Raw genomic sequence first — 22,007 nt, 5'->3', positions numbered from 1 at the left:
CTATAAATAACTTCTAGAAGAACGTAGAGTAGATATGCCAAAAAAAATAGAAACAAACCGCCTTTATTTAAGACAATGGCAGAAGATGGACTTAGAGCCATTTTCTAAAATGAATTCGGATAAGGACGTAATGGAGTATTTCCCTAAGCTACTATCAAAAGAAGAAAGTGATGCCATGGCCTCAAAATGCCAATCGCTTATAGAAGAAAGAGGCTGGGGAATTTGGGCAGTAAGCCTAAAAGATAGTGGTGCTTTCATAGGATTTGTAGGCTTACATCAACCGCAATATGATTTCCCATTCAACCCTTGCATTGAAATAGGTTGGAGATTAGATAAAGAGTTCTGGGGCTATGGCTACGCAACGGAAGCGGCAAATGCTGCTTTAAAATTTGCTTTCGAAGAGCTAGAACTTAATGAGGTAGTATCGTTCACTTCAAAGATAAATAAACGTTCACAACTAGTCATGCAACGCCTTAAGATGAAGAATACGAAAAAAGACTTCCACCACCCTGCTTTTGAAGTAGCAGACCCACTTGCCGAATACGTACTATACAAAATAACTCAAAAAGAATGGATTGAAGACAAGAATTAGTGTTAGTTAAATTATGATAAATGACTTTAGATGTATTTGAGGTAGTTCCGCTAGGTATACCTCAAGGGAACCAGCTACTTCATTCCTAAAACGTATTAACAGACTACTTAAAACAGACTGGTATAATGAAACTACTTATAACAGTCTGTTTTAGCTTTTCAGTGGATCGGGGAATTCATATCCTGACATCAATATATATTTGCGCCACTCTTGACGTGTTTCATCGTCTGTTAACCCTTGCTCAACCCATATCAGCAGCTCTTCCCTGCTCTTTCCAATCGTTTGAGAACTATAATCACGGATAAAATCAAAGTTATTTAACAGCTTATTGGCAAATGTGTTTCTTTGCTTGTCAGTCATGGTTGGTATAGCTTTAGGTGCGCGCTTGGTAGTATCTGGCTTATCGTCGCTGACGGTTTTATCAATGTCTTTAATGGTAGTTTTGATCGGTTCTTTTTGCTTGTCTTTAAAATTAAATTTAAAGATGAAGCCCGCAACTTTTCGACCTTCCTTGTACTGCTCATAGCTGACGATTATGTCTGTATGCTCGTTAATTTGCTTGATGGCTGGGTCTAATGCTCTAGCTTTAAAGTTCGCTATTCTTTTATATTCTTTATCATCAATATCAAACCTGTGCCTTAGCTCGTTGTATGAGACTGAAGGAACTGTTTTAGACTTTCGCCACTGCATCATCATTTCGTACAATCGATGCGCGTAGACGCTTGTTAGCGGTGCTTTTTGCTTCAAATGATAACGTGAAAAATCGCCTTTTAATTTCCCTGCTAGCTTTATTAAATCAGGCGTAAACGCTAACTTGACCAAGCCCTGACCTTCTACATAAGCTATATTCCAAACCCAACGTGCTTTTCTATGCTCTTGGTGAGTCGGGAACTTCTCACTTTGCACACTGTAAGTAAAGTATCTAGTGAATAGGTTTTCGCTTGCTTCTCTAAGTGCTGTATAAGCTGTTTTCATATCAACATCATATATCTTTGCGTATTCATCAGCCCTTATATGCACGAACTCGTGCATCGTCAAAAGGTCTTTTTCACATTCGTCATAAGTTGCTAAGTCAGCCAAAGCTATATCAAGCAGCCTTATCTCTTGAACTGTGAGTGAGTAACTGGCTTCAATTAGCGTATTACTTTTAACAACCATATCTTGAGGTTTTTTCATCAGCACATGTCCTAAAAACTATTTAGCTACATACTATCACACCTATGTAGGTAAATACCTTGGATTTGTAGACATTAAACCTTGGTTTTTTAGACCTCTTATTTTGAGCAAAAAAACAGGGGCAAAAAGCCCCTGTTTTCGTATATTAACCCGTATATCAAACAGCGTCTAACAAACTTATAAATCTAGCTTTAAAGCAAAAACTTGGGCTAGCCGATATCATAGGCGACTAATGCGTTTCTGCCAACTCAGTTAACATTGCCTGTCTTAAAATAGCATTCATCCGAGTTTGATAACCTTTACCTTGAGACTTAAGCCATAGCAATACGTCACTATCTATGCGTACCGTGGCGATTTGTTTGGTTGGCTTATACAGCGGATTGCTAACAGCGTTCGCCCAAAATTCATCCGTCAACGGTGGGATATCATAATAGTCAATGTCTGCCTCATTTAATTTAGCAAGACGAGCCTTTGCTTCTTTGCTTAATTTAGGCGGATTGGTTAAATCAATACTTCGAGTAACGATTTTGCTCATAACGTTTCTTTTCCCTTTTATCTGCAGGACGGGCTGAGATAATACGGATATACTCCTCACCGTCATCATCAAACCAAGTATGGGCAACCAGAATAACAGCAATGCCTTCAATTTCTCCAATACTCTGCCATCGCATCTCACCATTCTCGATTCTATCTTGGCTCATCAAAAGAAAAGGGTCAGCAAATACGAGCATGGCTTCATCGAAACTAATGCCATGTTTTTCAAGATTACTGGCAGCCTTGTTCTCATCCCAACAGAAATTCATTTAAGCCTACTTTAAATCAATCTATTTAGTATTGTAAATACATTTTTGTAAATCTTAGTAGTAAAATGCCAAATCGTCAAGATAACTTGCTCATGCTTACTGATAATTATTCATGTGCTAACAAATCTAATCCTGCCTTTTTAAGCTCTCCTTTCGCTGTCACATAGTGATATAGCGTGCTACTGGGAATATCGCCCAGCTCCTTACAAATCGCTGGAATACTTTTGGTTTGGTCAGCCATTAAATGCTGGGCATAACGCAGTTTCTCAGCCGTCATGATTCTAGGGCGTCCGCCCTTACGTCCCCGAGCACGAGCGGCGGCAATGCCCTCTTTCACCCGCTGGCGAATAATATTACGCTCCATCTCAGCAAAAGCGGCTTGAATCTGCAAAAAGGCTCGACCTGCAGGGGTTGTGGTATCCATCGGTGAATTAATCGCTTTAAAGCCAATGTCTTTTTCAGCCAATTCATCAATGAGTTTGATTAGGTCACTGGCTAACCGCCCTAACCTATCCAAATCAAGTACAACTAGTACATCGCCTTTCCGCAAATAGTTTAGACAATCATCCAATCCTTTACGTTGGGAATTACTGCCTGATGCTTTGTCTTCAAAAATTCGCTCACAGCCGATTTCTTTCAAGGCATCAACTTGACGATCGAGCAATTGTTTCCCTTCAGAAGTTGACACTCGGGCATAACCGATTAAACTCATGGTAAAATTCTCACGATAAAAGATAATTAACCCATCTTATCATATTTAGATAACTATGGCTTTATCGTGAAATAAATAGAATAAAAAAGCGCCGAATTGGCGCTTATTTATAAAATCACGAAAAACAATTGATTTTCGTGAATTTAAGGATTAATCATTCTCAAACTTTTATCCCTTGAAGCAATTAATTGTTCCTTGACTTCTATTTTCAAATTTGATTGAATCCATTGTTTATCTTTATAATCTAAATCATAAAGATATGCATGATTTCTAACTATGCTCTTTAGAAGGGAATAGACCAATATGTTTTTACTATTATCATCAGCTATTTCGCGAATTAAATTTTTTGGAATTTCATAACTAACATTTAGCTTCGAAGCCAAATGGATTAGGTTGTAAGCAGGAGTATCTTTCTTTTGAGCTAAGGATAATGCTGTGTTCAATAATTTAGGGTGAGCGGTGAATTGAGCAATCAGTCTGATAACGTGAAAACATACGCTAAAACAAAAGTTTCTGATCATGCTCTCTGCTTCTTCTTTTGCATTAATTCTTCCATCTTGGATACTTATATCTTCTAATAAATCCCTCATATCTTCAAATGTAGTATTGAATAAGTTCATATAGAAAGATAATATTCTTAGTCCAATGTCATATGAGGTTTCTAAAATTTCTTCCAAATCTTTTAATTCTATTGATGAATTTCTATTTTTAGCAATTTGTCCAATGACTTCTAGACTTCTTATTGCTGAAACGATATCCTGAATTTCTCGAAATTCAATCACATCCTTCATTTCATCGTGGCTTGATATTGTTGCTTGTTCAAGTATAGAATCTGGATTTTGCATTGAGTCCTTTCGCTCTAAGGACTTTAGACGTTCTTCTTCAACATCTTTTTCTTCCCAGATTATCCGTTTTATCTTGTCTCCTACCAATTTATTGTAATAACTCGTCTCCTTAAGTGTCATATCGAAAGTTGCATACTTATCTAATAAACAGATGGAATGTGTAAGAACTTCATTGAGAAGAATATTATCATCTCTGAAATGATGAACTAAGAATATTAGAATATTAGCTTTCTCTTCATTGTGAATATTTTCACAGAGAAAAGAAATTTCTGAAGAATGCTTGGAAAAATTATCTGCTATAAATTTCGCACAGCAGAAACAATAAAGATAATCTTGAGAAAACTTTAAAATGTCATTATCGGGCGTATATAAAATACCCGATGTTATTAGTGTTTCTTTGATATTTCTTAGCGGATTGAATTTAGTTTCATATTCTTTAAGAAATTCACTGAATGCACTACTGGATATCTTTTTAGATTCGAGTGAATAAAGCTTAAATGCTAAATGACTTAAAAAATTAAAAATGCCATCCAAATCTTGTTGTATATTCACTTTTGCTTTAGTAAGCATACTTGTAATTAAAGCCTGATAGCAATAACCGAATGATGTGAATGTAAACTTATCAGATGTTGAAGCAAAATTATCTAGGATTTGGATAATGGTAATTAAATATATTGGTCTTGAATCCATAATATTTTTTTTCATTATGGTATCGAACTGTGATGCAATCTGGTCAACTTTTACTAAAAGCTCATTGTCAATAACATGTGTTTCATCATCATCCTTTCCAATCAAAAGCCATTTCTTTATGAATTCATTACGTTTTACATAGCCGAAAGGTAATATATCTAAAAAATTAAAATCCTTGTTTGCAAGCTTCGCCTGATACTGAACAATTTCATTTTTATCAACAAAAACTATAACTTGGTTAAAATCAGAACAGACGTTATTTAGTAAAGTGTTGAAATCTTCAGTACGTAAACTTTGCTTAGTAAAATCATCTACGATCAGCACAGTTTCGCTAAATAGGTAATTATTCTTCAAATTAAATTTTTTACAAAATTTTTCTGTAATCCAAATTGATTTTGGATTTTTTATTTCATTTCCACTTAGTAGAATAACTTCCTTACCACTTGACTTTATATCTTGTGCAATCTTCTTTGCTAAACTAGTTTTTCCTATTTCTTCATTGCCAGTAAAACAAATAAAACTATATTTTTTCAATACCTGTTTTACGGTACTCGTAGACTTTTTGATTGTATCTTCATTATTAGGATCTTTAATATCTGGATAGATATAAATGTCATTCAATGATAATAAGTTTTTCTGCGGATGTTTGACTTCTAGGCCAAGATCATTGATAAAAATTTCAAAATTATCTTGAGAATTATTAGGTTTTAAGGGGCTTTTTTTTTACTATCTTCTTCTGTTACAGCTTGCTGTTTTATTTGATTCAAAGTTTTATTTAACTCTATAACTATTTCATTATATATTTTGTCTTTAGATTCTCCCTTTTGAATCAAAGTTGCTATGGGCGTACCATCTTCAGGCTGAAGTAAAAATTCTTTCAATGGAGTAAATTGCCAACTACACTCTCTGACAATTATAGGAAATATATTTATTTGATCTATATTGCCTTCTTTATTGCGCTCTAAAGCAATATGAAGCTCATCTAAGCATGAAGTAGATGCTAAATAGTCAGGACTGATTAAACATATCATTAGACCAAATTTATCTAATTGTGTATTAATCTTATCAAAAAGTTTTTGTCCCGTAATTAAAGTAGTGTCATCCCAAGCTTCAAACTCACTATGTTGAAATCGAAGTAATGGTTGGATATATTTTTTTAAATCTTGTAAATATTCTTTATCAACGTGAGTATAACTAATAAAGATTTTTCCACTTTTTGTCATATTAACTCCAAAATTAATTTTTAAAAATCTAGGATATTACAAATTATATTATTTCAGTTTGTGCTCATTCCATGTTTCTAAAACAAATAATGCTAGGCTATGAGCTGAGTTAACAGCAAATCTAGCATGTCTAGGCTTAGGCTTATACATTTTTTTGCCTTGACCATGGGCTGAACTACCATGTGTACGAAATGCAGAGATACCATCCACTACGGACAACATCCCCGAAATAATTTTCTTTAAGTCATCGTCTTGAAGCTGGGCTGGATCAAAATTTAAAGCTGTTGCTACTGTCTTCCAAAGATTACGTAAATCTTGCTTAGCAGGAAAAGGTAATCTTTCTTCTTCAATGAAAACCTTGCATACAGATTCTAAAATATTACAAGCCGCTGAAACCGCCTCTAGAGGCTGTAAATCCACATTTTTGAGAGCTCTTTCAAATTCTAAATTGATTGCTGGTATATTTTTTTGATGTATTAGATTTTGTAAGCTTTGACTAGGTAATGAACCTCCACTTGAAATAATACCGCCCTGAATATAAGTTAGACTATATTTTCCTAATAGCTCTATCAATGAGTTTTTGAATTCGAGACTTTCTTGATACTGAGAACGTTTAAAAGTGTCATAGCTAGGAATAGTTTCTAAATCAGGTAGCTCTATATATTTCTCAAGAAGTTTGCCCAAAACCTTCAATGGCTGCTCAGATACTTTATTGGTTCGATTTAACCATTCCTGAACTTTAACTGACTTATTTCCTTCTGGAACGTCGCCTGGAGCATCTGCATACATAAAAAGACTATCAAGGCTTGCATGAGTTTCCAAGTCTGGGAGTTTATCGGACAGTATAGAGATCACTGGTCTAGGTATCATATTACTCATGTTTAGATGAATCCTTCGATATTTTAAAGCTATCGTATTTTTGAGTAATCAATATCGTAGCCAGATTTATTCAACATATGAGCTACTGATAGTCGCCAATCATTATAAGCATGATCTGTGTATACCACCCCGTTTACGTCGCCTGGCATTTCTAAAAAGCCTTCCTTTTTTACCAAACAGGTTACCCGTGAACGAGTATATAGACCAATTAATAACCCATGCTCAAAAACTACATTCTGTCTAGCTCTAAGCCTATATTCTGGCTCTTTTATGCCTTTTCCTTCATCATCGGGTGTATACAAGACAATACCAAAACCAATTGCAGGATCACTTGTATATTGTTCAAGTTTTTCAATGATAGTTAGACTAGCATCATGTTGCTCTCGGAGTACAATTGGCTCAATAGATTGAGAGAGCAAAAAAGCTTTCACTTCATTGATTAAAGGGTCATCATGACCATGTACAATAAATACTTTTGATGGTTTAGGCGCTATAGATTTATTTAAGTCAGTTTCTTGTTTTATCTTCTTTCCTTTAGGATACGTTATTAACTCATCCGTTATTTCTTTTTCCTTTAGAATTGCAGTCTCTAAGTCATTGTGGTAGAAACCAATCGCTACAATGCTTGAAGATCGTTGAATTGAATCTCTCCTCGCTTTCTCCCTTTGTTGCAAAACATCAGCTGATATTTCACTAGAGAATATTCTCATTCTTTCAATTTTTTCGATTTCAATTGAACGTCCATTAATTAAAATAGATTCACCCAATTGATAAGGCTCTGTGAATCTTAACTTAATATCCTCTAAGCTACTTATATCGGACTTTATCTCTAATTGATCCCATACATCTTTATGATATTTAGCACCTAACTCAACGATAACATGATAATACATAGTTTATAATCCATTTAATAGTTTAATGATTGCCTTACCCACCGCCAACGCCAAATTCACAGGCACCGCATTACCAATCTGCTTATAAACTTGAGTCGCTGAACCTTCAAACTGCCAATTATCAGGAAACGTTTGAATACGAGCATACTCACGAGTTGTTAAAGGCCGATGCTCGCTTGGATGACACCTTTCTGTCTGCTTCTGGGCAGGGGCACATGTCAATGTCAGACTAGGCTCATTCCATGATAAGCGTCGTGCCATACCTGTCTTACCACCCCCCAAATAAAAACTACCAAGCATATACTCTTTTTGTAAGTCTATTGGCAAATCTCTCCAATAGCCACCTTCTGGTACGTAAGCCATAATCTCAGCTTTGCGCTTTGGATATGCTTGACCTACTGATTCAGGTACCGCACTATCAAACAGCTCCCCCGCTTGCAGAGCATCTTTTACCGTCAATAAGCGATAATAGGGCGATGGTTTTACAAATTTGGCTTTCGCTACCAAATCATTTCGCACCCCAATAATAATTAGACGTTCACGTTTTTGTGGCACCTTATAAAAAACTGCTTTATACACATCTTGCTCGACAATAGTATAGCCCAATTCCTCTAGCACATGAATAATCGTCTTTAGCGTTCTGCCGCCATCATTTTCAGTCAATCCCTTTACATTTTCCGCCAAAAACACCTTGGGCTGAATCTCTTTAATAGCTCGCGCCATCTCAAATACCAAAGTTCCCCGCAAATCTTCAAAGCCAAGCTGTTTTCCTGCATAAGAAAAGGGTTGGCAAGGAAAACCACCTGTCAACAAATCCACCTGACCTTTTAAATGCGAAAAATCAACATTCGTGATATCATCTTCAATCACGTTCCAGTCAGGACGATTGGCTCGTAACGTCTGACAAGCATACTTATCTTTTTCATTCAATAACACAGATTTAAAGCCTGCTTGCTCAAGGCCCAGGGCCAAACCACCGGCTCCAGCAAACAGTTCGACCAAAGTATATTCACGTTTAGGCACCACCGCCATATCGTCATCCCAGGTGCTATTAAACATATTGGCAAACTGTGGGAACACTATTAGTTGCTCTTTGCTATAAGGCTTATCGTGTGCCGTTGGATCAAGTGCAGGCACTAATTTGCCGTTTTTTGCCCAGCTTTCCACATTCTTTTTTGAAATAGAAAGCACGTCTGCCACTGTTTCAGCAGAAAAGTATGCCTCATCAGAAAACACATTCAACATATTCATAGAACGCCCCAAGCTTAAAAGGCCCATTGTACCGAGAAATGACCACCAGGTCCAGTACTATTTTAAAAAATCAGGAAAATCCTATGAGCGAAACTATTACAGCCACTCAGCCAACCGACCTGCATCAGCAAATGCGACAAGCTGTCAAAGATAAGGCTTTATCAATCTTAAAAATGGATGACAAAGTCAAACGTCTTAGCAAAGACATTGACGATGGGGATACCAATCTATTTTTTTTGGAGATGTTTGGCAAACAAGTGATGTTTACCTCTAAGTTGATTACTTCATTACAAACCGCTTTTGGTATGTCATTTTATGAACAAATCTCAAAAACGCTAGGTGAAATGGTCGGTTATGAAGTGCATAACCAATATAAACTCACAGGGTACATTCATGGCAACTTCAAAAGTTATTTAGATACCCTGCTTGAAGATATTAAATACGCGCCAAGTCGACAATCTGAATATCAACGCATTCAAGAAATACACGAAGAAATTAAAGCTGAAATTGGTAATTTAGATACTATCCCAGACAGTACCGTTGATGTTTTTATTAAAAAACCTGATGGGACAGAAATTTATATCGACATCACAACAGTCAAACCCAATAAAAAAGAATTTCGCACCATGAAACAAAAAATTCTTAAATGGTACATTTTGCGATTAAGCCATAGTGATATTACTCCAGATAAAATTCATACTTACATTGCAATTCCATATAACCCGCAATCCAAAACAGATAATACTTACACACGCTGGAGTGAATACTATGACCGTGAAGACTTACTAGTGGGTAATGAGCTTTGGCAACTTGTATCTGGCAACCAGTTTTCATTACAAGATATGATTGAAGTATTTCGAGAAATTGGTCAAGAGTCAAAGTCTGACATTGAGAAAGCAGTTAGGCTGAGTGACTAAGTTTAAATTCACCATAGGTCATATTAACTAATTATTAGTTTAAAAATAACTAATAATTAGTTAATTAAAAATATTAAACAGTTAATGGCAATCATTAAAGTGGGTTTAGAGCTATTTTTGAAGCTCTTAATTTTTTAGAAGTTACTGTTTGTGTGGATATTTGATCTAAAATCAATTTACTACTAAATTTTTTTTAACTGATGGGCATAATAATAAATTACCTTATTCAATTAGTTAATTATTAGTATATAATCAACCAATCATTAACTAATAAAAAAGGATATCGTGATGGCTCAAATATTTACAATTGCTCACCGAAAAGGCGGTGTTGGCAAAACAACGCTTGCAACCAATTTAGCCGTCGCACTCAGTAATAAAGGCAAAACTTTACTCGTCGATACCGATGACCAAAAATCCGCTTACAACTGGAACGAATACCGCCAAGAAAAACTCAATTCGATATCGGTGATTGAAAATTTAGGTAAAACCTTGCAACCACTTAACGATGAATACGAATTTATTCTCATCGATATCGCTGGACGTGATAGCGAAGTATTCCGAGAAGCGTTATTGATATCCGACAAACTCATCGTTCCCACCCAAGCAAGCATACTCGATTTAGAATTATTACCTTATATCGCCGACAAAGTGACCACAGCTCACAAGCTCAACCCAGACCTAAAAGCCTACATTGTCATTAATCGAGCCAATGCCAATCCAAAAAACAATGAAGTCGCCGAAGCCAAAAAATTTATCGCCAAGTACCCAATTTTTAAACTTTTAAATACCGTTATCCATGACCGTAAACAATTCCGTGATGCGATTATCGGCGGTTTATCTGTATCAGAAATGGGCAGCAGCAAAGCCCATGACGAGTTAAATAAATTCTTGATTGAGGTGCTGTAATGAATAAATTTGACCGTATCAAAGCCAACGCCAATTTTATCCAAGATGTCAACTCGGATGTTAAGCAAACTCAAATTATTACCACCAAAGGGCAAAAACAACTGACCCTTGAGCCGAACACGTTAAGCAATAAAGAACGCTCACGCTCCAAACATGGGCGTAACCTAATTACGCATTTATTTGTTGAGGAACTCGAAGCGATTGAGCTGACCGCAGAGAAATTAGGTGAGCCGTCTGTGAGTAACTTTGTACGGCAGTTGATTTTGGATAAATGCCAAAGTGTGCTAGGTGATGAAGAATATGACCGTATCACATCACACAAACGCAATGTGATGAAAAATAAATAAGTTAGTTAAATATTAGTTATTTATTAGTATATAAATAACTAATATTTAGTATATTATTAGTTATAAAATAGTTAATAATTAACTAACAATATACTAAATATTAACTCTTGACTAAAAACCCTAGACGGATATGTTAGGGCTTAATTACATTAGCTATCAGCTTGTTTAAATCCCAACTCCAACAAGTAGGGCATATAGACAGCAACTTGACTGATATCTCGCTGTAATTCATGGGAGAGACGCTCAACGAAGGGCTTCATATCTTCACCCACTTTGGCAAATTTTCCTGAAAAGTTTTGGTCGTTTGCAAGTTTATTGGCAAAAAAATCGGCTTGTTTGGATGATAACAATTTAATGTTATTTCTTGTGCCAGCATCTTCAAGGTTAAACTCAATCTGTTCTGATTTTTTATTTTTTACTTTTTTATTACTATCGTCTAAGTTTTCAAAAGCAAATACAATTTCTGTAACCACTCTTCCTTTTTTTACTTGTGTATAAGTAATTCTTAATGGCGTGTGTTTTTCAATATCCATAATTGCTTTATCTAATACATTGCGTTTAAACTCACTGATAACTGGATATGTATCAATGCAATTAAATTTTTCTCTTAAATACTCAATGGTGTAAGCTTTAGTTTTATTTTTTTGATGCAAACAACTTGAAATCAACTCAAACAAAATAATGCCGTAGCACCCCAATTTAACTATCATTTGCCTTTGATATTTGGTAAAAGGGTTTGTCTTATCAAAAACAGTGAGCATTTCAATGACATCATTGTGCAAATCAATATGAACTTCACCTTGATTATCCTTATAATCGCCTTTGGTTATCCAAGTAACTTTCACCTTTGACTTATATTTTTTATTTGCACTAAAATTCCAAAACTCATAAGTTTTATGCTGAAGTGAATTACAAATATTTTCTAATTCTTGATAGTATGCTTTACTCTTAATGCCATACTCATCTTGAAAATCTTTTACTCTGACAATAAAAGTACTTTGATAAGGATTTTTATCTACTTCCTTTCGTACAAGTGGCGATAGAAACATAATCAAACGTCTTTCATTTAATTCAAGATTGCTAATGGCATTTAGCAATCTATTTTGCAAGACGATCCATTCCTCTCCATATATTTTACTTACTGTTGGTTGCTCCAACATTTTCTCTTCCAACATTGGAGCGATTATCTTTCGACCTTCTTGCTCCATGATCTCACGCATAAGTTGCATGATAGTGTTCTTGTCTATAGTTTCGCTTTGTAAATTTTGTTGTGAATTATCCATGTGCGACCTTCAAACTTATAGGAATAAACCAATTATAGCCAGTATTATTGTAATTTAAAATTATATATTACAATAATGCCCCATTTTTCTACAAGTTAAACCCCATTTTTCTACAAGTATTACCCCATTTTTCTACAAGTATTACCCCATTTTTCTACAACAATGCCCTATTTTTCTACAACAATAAATTTTTCCTATACCCTTCTAAGCCAGACTACGAAAGGCTTATGACGCTTTTACGAAAAAATCGTAAAGCTTTAAAAAGATAAAAAGATAAAAAATAAAAAGGAAATTTTTTCTTTTTATTATTTTTTTGAAAGAAATTCAAAATAGTAGAACATAAGAATCAGAAATATATTCTATGTTTGGAATGAGAATTTTATCTTTTTTAACCAATTTTTAATCAAGTGATAAATTAATATAGGTCTAATTTCAATTTTAGATAGGCTATTTTGATGTTTGGAGTATAGGTTAGTATTAGGGTAGCGAAAGTTCCTTAAATCGCTTAGAACGCATTACAAGGCATTTTAGCGATATGTCTATTTCTCATGTAGGAATTGAATAATTAAAAACTAGTTTTTAAATAGATGAGTAACTCAATTTTCCAGCATTACTCATCTTCTTTAATATAAACAAATAAGTCACTTGGTTCACAATCAAGATAACGACAAAGCTTCTCAAGAATTTCCAAATCAACACGGCTACTTTCATTGTTATACATCCGATATAACGTAGTTCTCGAAATATCTGTATCTCTTTCAGCATCAGCAACCCGTAGACCTTTTTGGGCAAATAGTACGGGCAAATTCAAACGTAACATAGATTCCTCAAAACCTTTTCAAAAAATGCTTGCATAATACCTCATTCGTGATAATATATTATCTATATAGAACACAAATTATTATATTTAGATTATTTTATAATCAAAGAAGATGATTAAATTTTAGCTATTATGCCATAGTTAGATTTAATAACCAACGAAGGAGATCACGCTATGAAAAAACCTACCTTACAAGACCTTATTCGACTACAACAGCATAGTCAGTTATTGAAAGACTATGCCAACGACCTGGCCAATCAACTCATTATCGAATTTGATATCAATGAAGGTCATAAAATAGCTCGATTTTTAAAGGTTAGCCAAGGATTAGATAATTATACCGCCGTTCGCTATTGGACAGAGAAATGGCTAAAAGCGCAATATCCTTTGATTGATGATGCTAGCGTAAATGAAGACTTAAAATATGATGATGGACTCTACCCCCAGCTTAAACATCAATTCTTAAAGCATTTTCCCAATACAGCCGTGGCGTAACAACACCAAATATAAAATCGTTGGCGCTATACGCGTTAAGCAAGCGTATAGCCTATGCAAAAACCTAACTTGGCAGCGTTTATACAACAACGCTGCCAAATAAAATGACTATTTTAACTTAATGTTGCTGCCATCAAATTAAACTCGGTGCTCACACAAGAGCGACCTTCAAACCTCAACTAAATAAAAAACATTGCTACTGAAATTAAGCAAACAAGTAGCCAATTTTAATCACATTAATGCAAATCTTATAGCCATACCTAGCAAACTTAAAACCAATATCTTAAAAAATCGTTGCTGATTTTAACAATTGTTGGTTTAAAAGTTGGCATGTCACGCCAGAAGAACAACGAATCAAATTTAGCAACTTAGCACACCAGATCTACAAGCACCCTGACTTTCAACACAAATATCTCACCACCAATGATGAACAACATCATAGCCTAGAACTTGAAAAGCTTGTCAAAGACATCATCATGGAAGACCGAAAAAAATAAATCGATTTTTACGAACTTTTTATCCAAAAAAAAGCATTTCAACGGGCATTTTTAAATAATCTACGACAAGTGATTGATAAAAAATCACTCATCGACTTAACACAATAAATAACACAAAATTTTTCTAAAATAAAAAAAGATTTGAAACATATGCAACTCAAATCTTTTTATACCCCAACAACATCACGATAAATTAAAATTATCACTCAACGGTGAAACTAAATTTGACGGATTGACACTAGGGTGATTAATCTCATTAACCTTTGATTCTATAAATTGCTCAACTGGTACAGACGAATCAACTAAAAAATTCTTCAGCCAATCCTTATCCTTCTCATTTAAATTATTATCAGCCAACAACATAGATAAAAAATCTGACAAAGCAATCGTAGCTTTCTGATTCGGTAACTTTTTTAACGACTCAATCGTCACCAACCCAAAACGTCTATAGCGATTCTCTACAATTTCCTTTTTCTCATCTTCATGCAATTTTAAAGCCTCTTTTGCTTTTCGCTTTTTATCACGGATAGTGATTTTAGACTTCTCAAACTCTAGCAACAACCTTAACTTTTTAACATCCGCATCAGATAACATAGATTTTTGAGACAGCGTTAATATCAGCTGCTGCTCATCACTAAGCTTTTTAGACTTAGCAACTTTTTCCTCAAAATCCTTTAATAACTTCATTAATAAATTATTTTCTAACTTAGTAAGTTCTGCTCTCATAAATAACCTATATAGTTATAAACCCTTTTAATAATAATAACATATAGCAAAAAAACAAACAAAAAGTGATTTGCAAGTAGCAAAAATTATCCTATAATCAACTAAACTAATAGAATACCCAAAGATTTACATAGCCAGCAATGCCAGAGTTACCAAATTTGCTACACAAATTAGGTAATCTGGCGCTGGCAATTGGGGGCAATGCCCCCTCTTGACACCCCCGTCGTCTCCTATTTTAATTTCCCGATGGTCAATCAAAAAGCGGAGACGATTGAAAACCCTTTGTGGGTTATTTGAATCTTATATGTTATCGATGAATGAAGAACAACAATTAATACCTAATGAGAAAATTAAACGTCAAAGTCGTTTAAATCTTAGACTCAGTGATAGCGAATTTGAAATGGTGCAAAGCAAAGCTAAAGGATTTGGTTTGCCCTTAGCTAAGTTTGTGCGTGTGTGTCTATTAGACTTACCTAAACCTATAAAACGCACCCATGATTTACCAATTGTTAATCCGGATTTGTATCGTCAGTTAGTGAGCATTGGTAATAATATTAATCAATTGACGCGTTATGCGCATACCGCTTCACTGGACCCTAAAAAAAATTTAGATGTGCTAGAACTGGCTTATGCCCTACAAAAAATTGCTAATGAACTAGAGATATTACGTTTGGAGCATAGCCTAACTAAAACGCAAATTATTGAAAATGAAGCGGTGGATATGAATGTGGCTGTTGATGAAACCAAGTAACTAAAATCAGTGACTAAGCTCAGTAACTAGGCTTAGTAACTAAACTCAGTAACTAGGCTCAATAATTTTATGGCAGAGGGAAAATGTTAGTTCGGTTTTTTAACCATGGTAAAGTCAAAAAAGGATTTGCAACCAGGTCGGGTGGGGGTGGCGATGTTGAATCATATTTATTATTTGAGAGAAATGATAAAACCAAACCTCGTGAAGGGGCTCGTTTAATCTATGGGGATAATGTAGTTACCACAGAAATTATTAATGGTATTAAAAACAGTAAGATTTACACGTCTGGAGTATTATCGTTCGCACCTGAAGAATCGATAACTGATACGCAAAAAATTGAAATCATAGAATCGTTTGAAGCCAATTTATTTCCTGGCATGACTCGAGGTGAGTACAGTGGCTATTGGGTCGAGCATGTTGATAAAGACCGCCAAGAATTGCATTTTGTATTTGCAGATATTCATCTACCAACGGGTAGATCGTTAACGGTTTATTACCATCATAAAGATTTAGATTTGGTGGATAGTTGGAAGGATTTGATCAATTTCGATTATGGCTTAGCCGACCCCAATGATGCTAACCGTCAGCGTGTTTATCGGCTTAAAGGCTATGAGTATGCGCATAAAAAAATGCATGAGAAACAGATATTCGCTGAACAAAATAGTGCTTCGTTAGTTGGTACAAATAACGTTGGTACTAACAAAGTATTTATCGAAGAAGAAATTGCTCTGCATTTGGTTGAAACGATTTTGAGTGATGACAGTATTGAATCTCATGAAGACGTGGTACGCCTAATTGGTGAGATGTTTGAAATTACTCGTATTGACAAAAAAGGCAAATCGATTTCGATTAAAAATCCAAACGGTGGCAGAAATATAAAATTAAAAGGGATGCTATATGAGCGAGCGTTCACAAGACAAAGTCTTGAAAATCTTAGAACAAAAAAAACAAAAGAACCTGCAACTCGAGCAAAACTTGCAGAACTTAATGAACAAGCGGTTGGACGACGCCTTCGTCGACTTCAACAGCGCTTTAAACAATATTATGAGTCGCATCGAGAGCTCGGGCAACAAGTTGATCAACAACTTACTGAGCCAGGCTACACCTCTGATCGACGACCAAGTGACAACAGCCAACCAGAACCTAGTGCAGTCAGTCAATCAGTTGGAGCAAACTCAGCAGATGCTGAGCAAAACAACCGATCAAATCCAGCTAACCAATCAGAAATTAGGAATATTACAGTTTCAGATTTTAGAGAGTCAGCACCAAAGCCAAAAGCTTTTCAGGGAATACGCCAACAACTTGGTAGAACAAGCCAAGACCCACATGAAGCAGAGCGAGACGGTGTATCAGCGCTTTTACCAAGCCCAAGCGCAAAAACAAGCGAACCTGAGAGTCAAGGCAATGATGATTGGGATGATTACCTTCGTTTTAGCCTTGATTCCTACAACAGTAATGCTGGGGATGACCTATTACTCAAGACACTTGATGAACCAACAGCAACAGCAATTGGCTCAGGTGGAACAATCGATAGAAGAACAGAAACAGCAGTTGGCGCTGATTTCAGCGAAAATTCAGCAGACACCGGCCGAGGCTCGAGCATTAACGATGGTGACCGTGTTACCCAACGACCAAGATCCCAAGCAAATGCTGATTATTCCCAAAAATCAACAGCAAGTGAAATTTGGTTTGAATCCCAAAAGGCAATTGGTGTTACAGATAGCGCCAGACGCACCAAATCAAAATCGGCAGCAAAGCAGCAAGGAATAACCCATGACCCTACCTATCAGTCCAAGCGAGCTCATCACACAGAGCTTACAAACATTGTCGGACGATTTGCACAGCCAAATGACCGAGCAAATCAACCAGGCAGTCCAGAATCTACAAACACAGATGAGCGAAACACTTTCTCAATTGATACCAGACTTGCTCGATCAGCTTATACCGATTATCGAAGAAGAAATCCAAGACCGTCTGCAGCCACAGCTAGCGAAGATGGAGACCTGCTTACAAGAATTAAAGACCACCAATCAACAGCAGCTAAAAATGCTAAAATTAGGCAGGGAAGAATATCAGCTCTTACAAGACAAAATGCAACAAGCCTTGAACCAATTAGACAGTATACAGCCAATCGACGACAACGAGTTCAAACAGTTACTAAAGGACTTGGAAAATTCAATCATTACCTTACAGCGCAGCAACACCATGCAGAACAAAGATCTGAAGTCCTTAATCACGCTAATCAAGGACTTAGCGCCTTTAAAGACGGATATGAAGAACTCACTAGCGCATTTCACTCAGCAGCAGAAAGTTTTAGACAATTCACTGAAGCAGTTTCAACCCTTGCTGATGCGATAGGTGATTTATTTAAACGTCGCTTTGATGAGTTAAAGCGAAAAGCAATGACTTATGCCAAAGCAGGGCGGCTGTATGAAACCGCTGAAGATGGGTCAAAAGGCGCACAAGCCACGACCGAACAAGTTCAGCAGTTTGTTGATAGCCATCCGCCTAATATGAGCGGATTCACACAGTTAGCTGATAATATTAAAAAGTGGGAAGCGCAGGCGCTTAACAATGAACCTTCCGGACCAAGCTTTGGACCATAAAGGGTCTTAGTTATCAAAATAGCGATTATTACTGCATAACAAGCAAGAAATTAAATGTTTAATAGCAATCGAAAGCCAAAATGCTATATGTATTATTGAAAGGGTTACTCGGCGTTGATAGATAGATAGCGTTGTGAGTTAAATTTGCGCAGCGCCTCTATAGTTTCCGTCAAACTGATTTCATCCTTAAAATAGCGTTCCACAATCGCATGCATTTCAGGCGGCGTTTCAAAGCCAGATAACGCACTGCTATTGCAGGCAAACTGCCAGTTTCTACGGCGCCGCGCTTCGGTTGCTGCATCAATCATAAAATATCTCAAGTCGGTTTTTTAATGGTGATTATTTTAAATCTGAAAATTTATTTTGCAAAGGATTAGTATTCATACTTGCCTTTTTCTCGTTATTATTCATTTTAAAAATCAAAATATTCTCAGCCAACACATCCTCCGCAAAAAAGAAAGCAGGCGGTACATCCAGTATCTCAGCAATACGAGCCAATGTCTGTAAATCAGGCAAGTGTATGCCTTTTTCATAACGATTAATGCGGGTACTAGCGACAAACTCATCCAATCCTATCGCAATGCCTAATTGTTCCTGAGTGAGTTTTTTAGCTTTTCTGGCTTGTTTAAACCGTGTTGTAAAAATCGCCTGTAAATCCATAGCTTATTCCCAGATTAAAGCTACGAATTTCGTATATTTTCTTTGATTTTTTACTACGTATATCGTAGTATTTTACAAACACTCGTTTTCTTTTATTGAGGAGTTAGGATGACCGTTCAAATCATCCCAGTTAATGATGATAAAGCGCCCGTATTTGACCATAAGGGTATCTTTAAAAAAATAGCCTTACGCAGTGTATTAATCCCTATTCCGTTAGCCCTATTGATATGGCTAATCTCAGGACGCCGAGAATTCTTTTCTTGGTATTTTTTATTTATGTTTCTAGTATTTGTGATTAATACTTGGCTGGTTAAAACCAAAATGATTTTGTCTAAAGGTCGCAATATGGTGCAACCCATCCATGACTACTATAAACAGCAGATAGTTGCGCAAGGTTTTCATGTGGATTATGAATCACCTGGTATTTTAATTGACGATACTGCCAAGAAAATTGCTTTTACCATCGATCCTGAACGTAAACCACAATACATGATTTGTGATTATGGCGATATTCAAGGCTGGAAGCTGTACCAAAAGGATGTGATTCAACGACGAGATTATCATATTAACTTTGATACAGGTCGTGTCACGGGCGGTAATTATGTGGAGATGACGGCAAATGCGGTGACGGTATTTATTAATTATGCCCCACAACCTCGTCATGGCTTTTGGGTAAGCCATGAACATGAGGCTGAAATGTGGTCAGCACGGTTGAATTCGCTATTAAATGGTCAATAAGCATTTTACTAAACTGTTCTTATAGGGGTCAGCAAAGAATTCGGACCATATAGCACGCTAAGGAATTTCATCGATTAATAGATGTATTAAAATCAATGATTTATATTTTTGTATTTTGCCTGTCTAATAGAGTTTGCTAACATGCAATTCAACTTAAAGGCTTTCAATAAAGTCATTTAATAATAGATACATAGAACTAGACAAATGTACTTACAGCCCAATATGATCCGAATTCTGTGCTGACCCCTAGAAGTATCCTTTAAATAAGACGGTTATTATTTAACATGAATTAAATTATGCGAAGTAAGAGTTTTTATAAAATCAATAATTTACGCTATAATTTCAGAACTCTAGTACATATTTTATAGGCTCAAAAATTTGCTCATTCTTCTGAATGCCTATCCAATCTTGTTCGTTACCAACAATGTAAAAAACTAAACAAATATTTTTAAAATATTTGCAAGTTTGTAGCCAAGCCATGTAATCAGTTAATGATGGTTTGGCAATTTTTTGTGGATGAGTATGCCACTCACCCATATATTGGATTGCACCATTACTCAATTTGTGATAATGATTCAAAATCTCTTGATGGCCATTTATTTGTCTATGATAATAATATGATTGTCTAATATCTGATGGCTGTGGCGTAGAAATATACTTTAAAATTAAATATTCTTGATTGATTCCTCTTTTTTCACCCATTAAAATGCCACAAGCTTCTGGTAATCCATTTTCATGCTGTTGATAGCTATGCATACGCTCTACAATGCTATCTTCGATTAAAATGTTTTTAATAGGACTATTATCATCAAAAGTAAAAATGTGCTTTTTCATATTACTACTCATTTTGACAAACATGACAATCTGAATGTGGTAAATAGTCAGCACTTTCTATTCTATTGCCTAGCCATTTTTCAGTATATCTGGTTCGATATCTTGGACTAACGTTTCCTGCTAGCCAATCTAAAATTAAATCAATTGTTAAAGCCGAAGCAGATTGACTGGCTGATACTGAAAAAGGAGTATAGTCTGAACAAGCGGAAAAATTTATAATTGGATCAAATCCTAGAAGTGCATCATATTGCTCTCGTATAGCGTACCCACTTTTATTTAAACAACAGCGACACGCACTTTTTACATCCTTATCCACAAATAGAGCCTGAACACATTCACCATTTCCACGAATCCAGCTAAAAATGATAGGTGAGGTGATAGCAGAAGTGTTAAAATACACTTCATTGAGTCTTTGAGAAACCTCTGCCTTCGCTGTAGCATCAATGATTAAATTAGCATCCTCTAGAAGCTTATACATCTTTGCATTGATAATATTTTCCTCGTAACTAGTAACCTTTAACGCTGGCAACTGTGATTGAATCTCGAATTTTAATGAGGTTGATTTATAGTGTCTTACATAGGTGTTACCAAGAGCATGACGACCAATGTTTTCAGCTTTAATTATATCTTCATCAATTAAAATCAATTCTCCATTACCACTACCTGCACCTAGTCTTGCTAAACCTAACCCAAGGTAACCACCAATAGCCCCACAGCCAATTAAGACAATTTTTTTATCTGATAAATTATCTGAAAGCAATTTTTCAATATTCCTTTTATAAACAAAATTTGGTGTTAAATTGATTGAATCAGTCAAAACTACCCAGCAATCATTAAATGTAAAACTGCTATTAAGAACAGTCTTTTTTAATTTCACTTTCTTTTTGGAAGATAGATAATTTTTTAAAGCCGTATGTTCAATCCCAAAAGTTAAAGTGTGATTATTTACAATCAAACATCCTAAAAATAGCGACTGTTGAGTTGCATTTATACCATCAATTATTGTTTGGATTAAAGTTTGATAGTTTCTTGGAGAAAAGGATTTTATCCAGTTCAAAAATACTTGAAAGTTAATTGCATAAGGAGGGTTATCTGCTATAAAACCATTAGGAAATCCATTAAATTCGCTAATAAAAACTGGCTCTAATATAAAAATCTTGAAGGATTTATCCTTTATATCTTTAGATATAAAACGATAAAAACCTTGATTTTGTTGTGTAATCTCTAAAAAATTGATTTCAGATAACTTTCTCAAATTCTGTATTAACATGCTTGCTTGATTATGTTCAAACCAAGAAGCCAATCTTAAATTAACCCCAGTTCGACATAAGCTATACCCTAAGGCTTTGAATTAGCAAGCAAT

The 22,007-nt window shown here is 35.5% G+C and carries 24 protein-coding genes; 8 read left to right on the top strand and 16 right to left on the bottom strand.

Annotation, left to right across the window (positions count from 1 at the left end; translation table 11 throughout):
- Nucleotides 1-34 precede the first annotated feature (34 nt).
- Nucleotides 35-592: a GNAT family N-acetyltransferase gene (locus RT422_RS11270; protein ID WP_007115212.1), complete on the top strand. Its 558-nt coding sequence runs from the start codon at nucleotides 35-37 to the stop codon at nucleotides 590-592.
- A gap of 150 nt (nucleotides 593-742) precedes the next feature.
- Here RT422_RS11270 and repM read toward each other — a convergent pair whose 3' ends face one another.
- The 9 genes from repM to RT422_RS11225 form a co-directional block, all read right to left on the bottom strand.
- Nucleotides 743-1,768, bottom strand: coding sequence for a replication initiation protein RepM (gene repM, locus RT422_RS11265; protein ID WP_007115213.1), 1,026 nt, complete (start codon nucleotides 1,766-1,768; stop codon nucleotides 743-745).
- Between the two features lie 229 nt (nucleotides 1,769-1,997).
- A complete protein-coding gene (locus RT422_RS11260; RefSeq protein WP_007115214.1) occupies nucleotides 1,998-2,303 on the bottom strand; it encodes a BrnA antitoxin family protein in 306 nt (101 codons plus the stop codon).
- Complete coding sequence (locus RT422_RS11255) at nucleotides 2,275-2,571, bottom strand: BrnT family toxin (RefSeq protein WP_007115215.1); 297 nt, start codon at nucleotides 2,569-2,571, stop codon at nucleotides 2,275-2,277. The genes RT422_RS11260 and RT422_RS11255 overlap by 29 nt, the downstream gene beginning before the upstream one ends.
- A 106-nt stretch (nucleotides 2,572-2,677) precedes the next feature.
- The gene (locus RT422_RS11250; RefSeq protein ID WP_007115216.1) at nucleotides 2,678-3,283 is read right to left on the bottom strand and encodes a recombinase family protein; all 606 of its coding nucleotides are present in this window, start codon (nucleotides 3,281-3,283) and stop codon (nucleotides 2,678-2,680) included.
- A 143-nt stretch (nucleotides 3,284-3,426) separates the two neighbouring features.
- Nucleotides 3,427-5,439 carry a hypothetical protein gene (locus RT422_RS11245; RefSeq protein ID WP_007115217.1) on the bottom strand — a complete coding sequence of 671 codons (2,013 nt, stop codon included), beginning with the start codon at nucleotides 5,437-5,439 and terminating at the stop codon, nucleotides 3,427-3,429.
- Between the two features lie 86 nt (nucleotides 5,440-5,525).
- A complete protein-coding gene (locus RT422_RS11240) occupies nucleotides 5,526-6,041 on the bottom strand; it encodes a toll/interleukin-1 receptor domain-containing protein (RefSeq protein WP_007115218.1) in 516 nt (171 codons plus the stop codon).
- Nucleotides 6,042-6,089: 48 nt separating this feature from the next.
- Nucleotides 6,090-6,920: an abortive infection family protein gene (locus RT422_RS11235; protein WP_007115219.1), complete on the bottom strand. Its 831-nt coding sequence runs from the start codon at nucleotides 6,918-6,920 to the stop codon at nucleotides 6,090-6,092.
- 29 nt (nucleotides 6,921-6,949) lie between these two features.
- Nucleotides 6,950-7,813, bottom strand: coding sequence for a TIR domain-containing protein (locus RT422_RS11230; RefSeq protein WP_007115220.1), 864 nt, complete (start codon nucleotides 7,811-7,813; stop codon nucleotides 6,950-6,952).
- Between the two features lie 3 nt (nucleotides 7,814-7,816).
- Nucleotides 7,817-9,064 carry a DNA cytosine methyltransferase gene (locus RT422_RS11225; protein ID WP_007115221.1) on the bottom strand — a complete coding sequence of 416 codons (1,248 nt, stop codon included), beginning with the start codon at nucleotides 9,062-9,064 and terminating at the stop codon, nucleotides 7,817-7,819.
- 83 nt (nucleotides 9,065-9,147) lie between these two features.
- Here RT422_RS11225 and RT422_RS11220 point away from each other — a divergent pair, with 83 nt between their 5' ends.
- The 3 genes from RT422_RS11220 to RT422_RS11210 all read left to right on the top strand — a co-directional run bounded on the left by RT422_RS11220 (nucleotide 9,148) and on the right by RT422_RS11210 (nucleotide 11,234).
- Complete coding sequence (locus RT422_RS11220) at nucleotides 9,148-9,981, top strand: TdeIII family type II restriction endonuclease (RefSeq protein WP_007115222.1); 834 nt, start codon at nucleotides 9,148-9,150, stop codon at nucleotides 9,979-9,981.
- 288 nt (nucleotides 9,982-10,269) lie between these two features.
- Complete coding sequence (locus RT422_RS11215; RefSeq protein ID WP_007115223.1) at nucleotides 10,270-10,887, top strand: AAA family ATPase; 618 nt, start codon at nucleotides 10,270-10,272, stop codon at nucleotides 10,885-10,887.
- Nucleotides 10,887-11,234, top strand: coding sequence for a hypothetical protein (locus RT422_RS11210; protein ID WP_007115224.1), 348 nt, complete (start codon nucleotides 10,887-10,889; stop codon nucleotides 11,232-11,234). The genes RT422_RS11215 and RT422_RS11210 overlap by 1 nt, the downstream gene beginning before the upstream one ends.
- A gap of 149 nt (nucleotides 11,235-11,383) precedes the next feature.
- On the opposite strand, the gene RT422_RS11205 is transcribed toward RT422_RS11210, so the two are convergent.
- Together RT422_RS11205 and RT422_RS11200 are read right to left on the bottom strand one after the other, a co-directional pair.
- Nucleotides 11,384-12,517, bottom strand: a complete 1,134-nt coding sequence (locus tag RT422_RS11205) for a replication initiation protein (protein ID WP_040403178.1) — start codon at nucleotides 12,515-12,517, stop codon at nucleotides 11,384-11,386.
- Nucleotides 12,518-13,127: 610 nt separating this feature from the next.
- On the bottom strand, nucleotides 13,128-13,337 hold the full coding sequence (locus RT422_RS11200) for a helix-turn-helix domain-containing protein (protein WP_007115226.1): 210 nt from the start codon (nucleotides 13,335-13,337) through the stop codon (nucleotides 13,128-13,130).
- A gap of 174 nt (nucleotides 13,338-13,511) precedes the next feature.
- Here RT422_RS11200 and RT422_RS11195 point away from each other — a divergent pair, with 174 nt between their 5' ends.
- Nucleotides 13,512-13,832 (top strand): hypothetical protein, encoded by a 321-nt coding sequence (locus tag RT422_RS11195; protein WP_007115227.1) that lies wholly within the window; start codon nucleotides 13,512-13,514, stop codon nucleotides 13,830-13,832.
- Between the two features lie 680 nt (nucleotides 13,833-14,512).
- Here the strand turns inward: RT422_RS11195 and RT422_RS11190 are convergent.
- Complete coding sequence (locus RT422_RS11190) at nucleotides 14,513-15,055, bottom strand: hypothetical protein (RefSeq protein WP_007115228.1); 543 nt, start codon at nucleotides 15,053-15,055, stop codon at nucleotides 14,513-14,515.
- A gap of 313 nt (nucleotides 15,056-15,368) precedes the next feature.
- On the opposite strand from RT422_RS11190, the gene RT422_RS11185 reads away from it, so the two are divergent.
- Nucleotides 15,369-15,806, top strand: a complete 438-nt coding sequence (locus tag RT422_RS11185; RefSeq protein WP_313422315.1) for a plasmid mobilization protein — start codon at nucleotides 15,369-15,371, stop codon at nucleotides 15,804-15,806.
- An 83-nt stretch (nucleotides 15,807-15,889) separates the two neighbouring features.
- Nucleotides 15,890-18,412, top strand: coding sequence for a relaxase/mobilization nuclease domain-containing protein (locus RT422_RS11180; protein ID WP_007115230.1), 2,523 nt, complete (start codon nucleotides 15,890-15,892; stop codon nucleotides 18,410-18,412).
- 104 nt (nucleotides 18,413-18,516) lie between these two features.
- On the opposite strand, the gene RT422_RS11175 is transcribed toward RT422_RS11180, so the two are convergent.
- Nucleotides 18,517-18,720 (bottom strand): antitoxin VbhA family protein, encoded by a 204-nt coding sequence (locus tag RT422_RS11175; protein ID WP_007115231.1) that lies wholly within the window; start codon nucleotides 18,718-18,720, stop codon nucleotides 18,517-18,519.
- A 31-nt stretch (nucleotides 18,721-18,751) separates the two neighbouring features.
- Entirely contained in the window at nucleotides 18,752-19,072 is a 321-nt protein-coding gene (locus RT422_RS11170; protein WP_007115232.1) for a helix-turn-helix domain-containing protein, read from the bottom strand.
- 108 nt (nucleotides 19,073-19,180) lie between these two features.
- Here RT422_RS11170 and RT422_RS11165 point away from each other — a divergent pair, with 108 nt between their 5' ends.
- Entirely contained in the window at nucleotides 19,181-19,810 is a 630-nt protein-coding gene (locus RT422_RS11165; RefSeq protein ID WP_007115233.1) for a hypothetical protein, read from the top strand.
- A 342-nt stretch (nucleotides 19,811-20,152) separates the two neighbouring features.
- On the opposite strand, the gene RT422_RS11160 is transcribed toward RT422_RS11165, so the two are convergent.
- The gene (locus RT422_RS11160; RefSeq protein ID WP_007115744.1) at nucleotides 20,153-20,644 is read right to left on the bottom strand and encodes a Mov34/MPN/PAD-1 family protein; all 492 of its coding nucleotides are present in this window, start codon (nucleotides 20,642-20,644) and stop codon (nucleotides 20,153-20,155) included.
- Between the two features lie 4 nt (nucleotides 20,645-20,648).
- Nucleotides 20,649-21,947 (bottom strand): ThiF family adenylyltransferase, encoded by a 1,299-nt coding sequence (locus RT422_RS11155; RefSeq protein WP_313422311.1) that lies wholly within the window; start codon nucleotides 21,945-21,947, stop codon nucleotides 20,649-20,651.
- Nucleotides 21,948-22,007: the final 60 nt, after the last annotated feature.

It is taken from the genome of Moraxella sp. CTOTU49803, assembly GCF_032097965.1.
Lineage (GTDB): Bacteria > Pseudomonadota > Gammaproteobacteria > Pseudomonadales > Moraxellaceae > Faucicola > Faucicola tetraodonis.
The sequence above is the reverse complement of the archived record's forward strand: the minus strand, read 5'-3'. Positions and strand labels throughout refer to the sequence as shown.

Coding starts and splice junctions, on each gene's coding strand:
- RT422_RS11195 (WP_007115227.1), top strand. CDS start 13,512: ATGAAAAAACCTACCTTACAAGACCTTATTCGACTACAACAGCATAGT.
- RT422_RS11170 (WP_007115232.1), bottom strand. CDS start 19,072: ATGGATTTACAGGCGATTTTTACAACACGGTTTAAACAAGCCAGAAAA.
- RT422_RS11210 (WP_007115224.1), top strand. CDS start 10,887: ATGAATAAATTTGACCGTATCAAAGCCAACGCCAATTTTATCCAAGAT.
- RT422_RS11260 (WP_007115214.1), bottom strand. CDS start 2,303: ATGAGCAAAATCGTTACTCGAAGTATTGATTTAACCAATCCGCCTAAA.
- RT422_RS11270 (WP_007115212.1), top strand. CDS start 35: ATGCCAAAAAAAATAGAAACAAACCGCCTTTATTTAAGACAATGGCAG.
- RT422_RS11175 (WP_007115231.1), bottom strand. CDS start 18,720: ATGATTGATGCAGCAACCGAAGCGCGGCGCCGTAGAAACTGGCAGTTT.
- RT422_RS11190 (WP_007115228.1), bottom strand. CDS start 15,055: ATGAGAGCAGAACTTACTAAGTTAGAAAATAATTTATTAATGAAGTTA.
- RT422_RS11220 (WP_007115222.1), top strand. CDS start 9,148: ATGAGCGAAACTATTACAGCCACTCAGCCAACCGACCTGCATCAGCAA.
- RT422_RS11225 (WP_007115221.1), bottom strand. CDS start 9,064: ATGAATATGTTGAATGTGTTTTCTGATGAGGCATACTTTTCTGCTGAA.
- RT422_RS11185 (WP_313422315.1), top strand. CDS start 15,369: ATGAATGAAGAACAACAATTAATACCTAATGAGAAAATTAAACGTCAA.
- RT422_RS11160 (WP_007115744.1), bottom strand. CDS start 20,644: ATGAAAAAGCACATTTTTACTTTTGATGATAATAGTCCTATTAAAAAC.
- RT422_RS11180 (WP_007115230.1), top strand. CDS start 15,890: ATGTTAGTTCGGTTTTTTAACCATGGTAAAGTCAAAAAAGGATTTGCA.
- RT422_RS11165 (WP_007115233.1), top strand. CDS start 19,181: ATGACCGTTCAAATCATCCCAGTTAATGATGATAAAGCGCCCGTATTT.
- RT422_RS11205 (WP_040403178.1), bottom strand. CDS start 12,517: ATGGATAATTCACAACAAAATTTACAAAGCGAAACTATAGACAAGAAC.
- RT422_RS11235 (WP_007115219.1), bottom strand. CDS start 6,920: ATGAGTAATATGATACCTAGACCAGTGATCTCTATACTGTCCGATAAA.
- RT422_RS11200 (WP_007115226.1), bottom strand. CDS start 13,337: ATGTTACGTTTGAATTTGCCCGTACTATTTGCCCAAAAAGGTCTACGG.
- RT422_RS11240 (WP_007115218.1), bottom strand. CDS start 6,041: ATGACAAAAAGTGGAAAAATCTTTATTAGTTATACTCACGTTGATAAA.
- RT422_RS11215 (WP_007115223.1), top strand. CDS start 10,270: ATGGCTCAAATATTTACAATTGCTCACCGAAAAGGCGGTGTTGGCAAA.
- RT422_RS11230 (WP_007115220.1), bottom strand. CDS start 7,813: ATGTATTATCATGTTATCGTTGAGTTAGGTGCTAAATATCATAAAGAT.
- RT422_RS11250 (WP_007115216.1), bottom strand. CDS start 3,283: ATGAGTTTAATCGGTTATGCCCGAGTGTCAACTTCTGAAGGGAAACAA.
- repM (WP_007115213.1), bottom strand. CDS start 1,768: ATGAAAAAACCTCAAGATATGGTTGTTAAAAGTAATACGCTAATTGAA.
- RT422_RS11255 (WP_007115215.1), bottom strand. CDS start 2,571: ATGAATTTCTGTTGGGATGAGAACAAGGCTGCCAGTAATCTTGAAAAA.